Source organism: Synechococcus sp. 60AY4M2 (genome assembly GCF_002760375.1).
Lineage (GTDB): Bacteria > Cyanobacteriota > Cyanobacteriia > Thermostichales > Thermostichaceae > Thermostichus.
Genome location: NZ_AUMZ01000001.1, coordinates 1,197,627 through 1,201,686, shown reverse-complemented (window position 1 = coordinate 1,201,686; position 4,060 = coordinate 1,197,627). Strand labels below are relative to the sequence as shown.

General features: G+C 62.2%; 4 protein-coding genes. 3 read left to right on the top strand and 1 reads right to left on the bottom strand.

All coding sequences use genetic code 11. From position 1 onward, the window contains the following. The coding region (locus SYN60AY4M2_RS05225; protein ID WP_099813252.1) for a phycobilisome rod-core linker polypeptide at window positions 1-467 on the top strand (467 nt) is incomplete at its 5' end. On the opposite strand, the gene SYN60AY4M2_RS05220 is transcribed toward SYN60AY4M2_RS05225, so the two are convergent. Beyond that, window positions 464-1,474, bottom strand: a complete 1,011-nt coding sequence (locus SYN60AY4M2_RS05220) for an ABC transporter substrate-binding protein (protein WP_099812436.1) — start codon at window positions 1,472-1,474, stop codon at window positions 464-466. The genes SYN60AY4M2_RS05225 and SYN60AY4M2_RS05220 overlap by 4 nt on opposite strands. A 175-nt stretch (window positions 1,475-1,649) precedes the next feature. Between SYN60AY4M2_RS05220 and cobA the strand changes: the two genes are divergently transcribed. Together cobA and menB are read left to right on the top strand one after the other, a co-directional pair. Beyond that, entirely contained in the window at window positions 1,650-3,152 is a 1,503-nt protein-coding gene (cobA, locus tag SYN60AY4M2_RS05215) for a uroporphyrinogen-III C-methyltransferase (RefSeq protein ID WP_099812435.1), read from the top strand. Window positions 3,153-3,269: 117 nt separating this feature from the next. Next, a partial coding sequence (gene menB, locus SYN60AY4M2_RS05210; protein WP_099812434.1) for a 1,4-dihydroxy-2-naphthoyl-CoA synthase occupies window positions 3,270-4,060 on the top strand: 791 nt, incomplete at its 3' end.

The following is a 4,060-nucleotide window of genomic DNA, read 5'->3' as shown; positions in this document are numbered from 1 at the left end:
AGCTTTTGGAACGCCAGCCCTACCAGCACGAGAAGGCGGGAGAGCTGGAGAAGATCGAGCAGGACTTCTTGCGGGGCCGAATTGGGATCAAGCGCTTGGTTCGCCAAATTGGGGGATCCCGGCTCTACCGGCAGCTCTTTTTCAGTGCCGGCTGCAACACCCGCTGTGTGGAGCAGGCTTTTAAGCACTTTTTGGGACGGGCGCCGGCCAGCAGGGAGGAGGTGGCGGCCTATCACAACATTCTGGTGCGCCAGGGCTTTCAAGCCATGGTCAATGCCTTTATCGACTCGGAGGAATACCGCCACCAGTTCGGCAACGACCATCTGCCCCACCCCCGCCAACGGCTGAGCGGCCACCCACCTTTGGCCTACTTGCTGACAAACCAAATGCACCGGCGCCATGAGCTGGGGATGCAGGGATCCCCGCTTTTGCACAGTTTGGCGGCGATGGAAGTGGGGATCCCTTAGGCAGTGGGGCCGGGGAGGAAGTCGAGGGTATAGGCTTGGCGAACCTCCAGACCCGCTGCGCCGATCCCCAGGGCCACCATCTCCTGAAAGTAGGTTTGCCAGCGCTGGTGGGTCATGGCGCCGATCCCCAGCGTGGCGGCGTCGCCGCCGGTGAGGAGGTTGTAGTCTTGCAGGGCTTGGTGGGCATAGGCCAGAAGGGCCTCGCTCATGTTGGGGTTGTCTTGGCGGATGAGGCGATTGCCGGGGCGGGGATCCTCTAGGTAGCTCTGCCAGCCCTGGATGGAGGCAGCTACAAATTTTCGCACCTCCTCAGGGTGTCGTTCGGCAAAGGGGCGGGTGGTCTCCAGGGTGGTGGCGTAGGGGGAATAGCCGTAGTCGGCCAGCAGAAAAACGACGGGATCAAAGCCCCCCTCCTGGCGCACGCGGAAGGGCTCGGAGGTCACATAGCCCTGCTGGGCAGAAGACTTGTCCAGCAAGAAGGGCGTGAGGCTGAGGTTGTAGGGGCGCTTCTGCTCGTCGGTAAAGCCAAATTTGGCCCGCAAAAAAGGCCAGTAGGTGAGGTTGGCCCCTGGAGAGACCCAGATGGGCTTGCCCCGCAGGTCTTCTAGGCGCTCGATGCCCACCCCCGGATGGGCCAAAAGACACTGGGGATCCTTCTGGAAAAAGGCGGCCACGGTGAGCACGGGGATCCCAGCTTGCAGAGCCGCCAGAGCGTCGGGGCTGCCGCCGAGCACAAAATCTGCCGCTCCCCCGGCTAGCAGTTGCAGCACGTTAACCGCCGTTCCCCCCATGCGGATTTCCACCTGCAGACCGTAGTCGGCGTAGATGCCGGTGGCCAGGGCTTGGTAAAAGCCGCCGTGTTCGGCCTGGGCGTACCAGTTGGTGACCAGTCGCAAGGGCCGGGATCTGGCCGAAGAGGGGCGGGAGCCCGCTCCTACTGCTAGCAGAGCAGCTCCACTGGCCAAAAAACGCCGCCGCGGCCAAGGCTCTGGAGTTACACCGGACATAGGCAGGGATCCTCAGGCGGCCACGCTTTCAGTATCTCGCAAGTAGACCAGTTTTTCCTCAGGCTGGCCACCCCTTGGAAGAGGAGCTGTTGGGAGGCGTCTTCGATTTATATTTGCAAAGCAAGCGGGATCCCCTTCTTACAAGGGGCAAGATCGACATTCCAAGGGGTAGGGCATGGGCAAGGTGTATCTGGTGGGCGCGGGGCTGGGCGGGCGGGCGGGCCTGACGCAGGGAGCACTGGAGATCCTACGGCAGGCTGAGGCTATCTGGATCGACGAGCTGGTGGATGAGCGCTTGTTGGCAGAGTTGCCGCCGCAGGCGCAGGTGTGGCGACGCTCTGGGCCAGGAAGCCTCCAGGAGGGCATCCACTGGCTCATCCAGCGCTGCCGAGAAGGCAAACAGGTGGTTCACCTCAAGTCAGGGGATCCCTTGATCTTTGGCCGCGCTCGCGAGGAGATCCAAGCCCTTAGGGAGGCGGGCTGTCCGTTTGAGATTTGGCCGGGGCTGTCTTCGGCGCTGGCTGGCCCCTTTTGGGCAGGGATCCCCCTGACCGATAAGCACTTAAGCCGCGTTTTTGCCGTGCTGACTGCCCACGAGCTGGAGGCCTTGCCCTGGAGCGCCCTGGCCCAGTTGGATACTTTGGTGATTTTGATGGGATCCCGGCAGCGACAGCACATTGGCGCACGGCTGGTGGAGTCTGGGATCCCGGCAGACCGACCGGTGGCTGTGATCTGGGGAGCGGGGCAGGCAGAGCAACAGGTGTGGGTGGGCACCTTGGCGGAGCTGCAGCAGGAGGCGGGTCAGGCGAAGTTGCCGGGTCTGCTGGTGGTCGGGGAGGTGATCCGGCTGCGGCAGGACTTTTTGCCGGGGATCCCTCCTTTGCCTCCGCCGGCTCCCCTGGCAGGCAAGACGGTGCTGGTTACCCGTTCTGAGGGGCAATCACCAGCTTTTTGTGAGTTGCTGCAGGCCCAGGGGGCGCGGGTGCTGGAGATGCCGACCCTGGTGATCCAGCCGCCCACGAGCTGGGATCCCTTGGATACAGCCATTGCCAACCTGGAACAATTCGACTGGCTGCTGCTGACCTCTGCCAATGGAGTGCAGGCTTTCTTTGAGCGGCTGCAGCGGCAGGGGCGAGATAGCCGAGCACTCCACTCCCTGCAAGTGGCGGTGGTGGGATCCAAAACCGCTTCCGTGCTGGCCCAGTACGGCATTCGCCCGGATCTGATGCCCTCCGAGTTTGTGGCCGAAGCCCTGCTACCCATTTGGCCGCAGCCAGTGCAGGGGCAGCGCATCCTCTTTCCCCGCGTTGAGTCAGGAGGGCGGGAGGAGCTGGTACAGGGGTTGCGGCAGCGAGGAGCAGAGGTGGTGGAGGTGGCCGCCTATCAGTCCGCCTGTCCAGCAGCAGCGGATCCCCAGGTCCTGGAAGCTCTTAAAGCCCACCAGGTGGACATCCTCACCTTTGCCAGCTCCAAGACAGTACAGCATTTTGCCCACTTGATCCAGCAGGCAGGGCTAGGCCCTGAGATCTGGGATCCACCCGTGCAGATTGCCGCCATTGGCCCCAAGACGGCCGCAACCTGCAAGGCTGCATTTGGTCGAGTGGACATCGCAGCCCAGGAGTATACTTTGGAAGGATTGGTGGAAGCCCTCATCCAAGCGACCAACCGTTCTACCTAGCCTTTTCAGGCCGTTCGCGGTAGCGGTGCAGAGTACCCAGGTGCTCCTCATAGTGAGCCCCCATCAGCCAAACGGAACTCTCCTGGCCCGGCATCCCAATAGATACACCCAGACACCATGTGGCAGACGGCCAAGCTCTACGAAGACATTCTTTACGAAAAAACGGATGGCATTGCCAAGATCACCATCAACCGTCCCCACAAGCGCAACGCCTTCCGCCCCAAGACCATTGCCGAGCTGATTGATGCGTTTGCCGATGTGCGAGAGGATCCCAGGATTGGAGTAGTGCTCTTAACAGGCGCCGGGCCCCATACCGATGGGAAGTATGCCTTCTGCGCCGGCGGGGATCAAAGCGTACGGGGCGAGGCCGGTTACCTGGATGAGGCCGGGATCCCTCGTCTCAATGTGCTGGATCTGCAGCGCATCATCCGCTCTTTGCCCAAGGTGGTGATTGCCCTAGTGGCAGGCTACGCCATTGGGGGTGGCCATGTTTTGCATCTCATCTGCGACCTGACCATTGCCGCCGATAATGCCATCTTTGGGCAAACCGGCCCTAGGGTGGGCAGCTTCGATGGGGGCTTTGGGGCCGCCTACCTGGCGCGAGTGGTGGGGCAAAAAAAAGCCCGCGAGATTTGGTTCCTCTGCCGCCAATACACCGCAGCCCAAGCCCTGGAGATGGGTCTGGTCAATGCCGTGGTGCCGGTGGAAGAGCTGGAAGCTGAAGGGATCCGCTGGGCGCAAGAGATTCTCCAGCACAGCCCCTTGGCCATCCGCTGCCTCAAAGCCGCCTTCAATGCCGACTGCGATGGGCAGGTGGGGCTGCAGGAGCTGGCCGGAGATGCGACGTTGCTGTTCTACATGACCGAAGAAGCTGCTGAGGGCAAACGCGCCTTTTTGGAAAAGCGCCC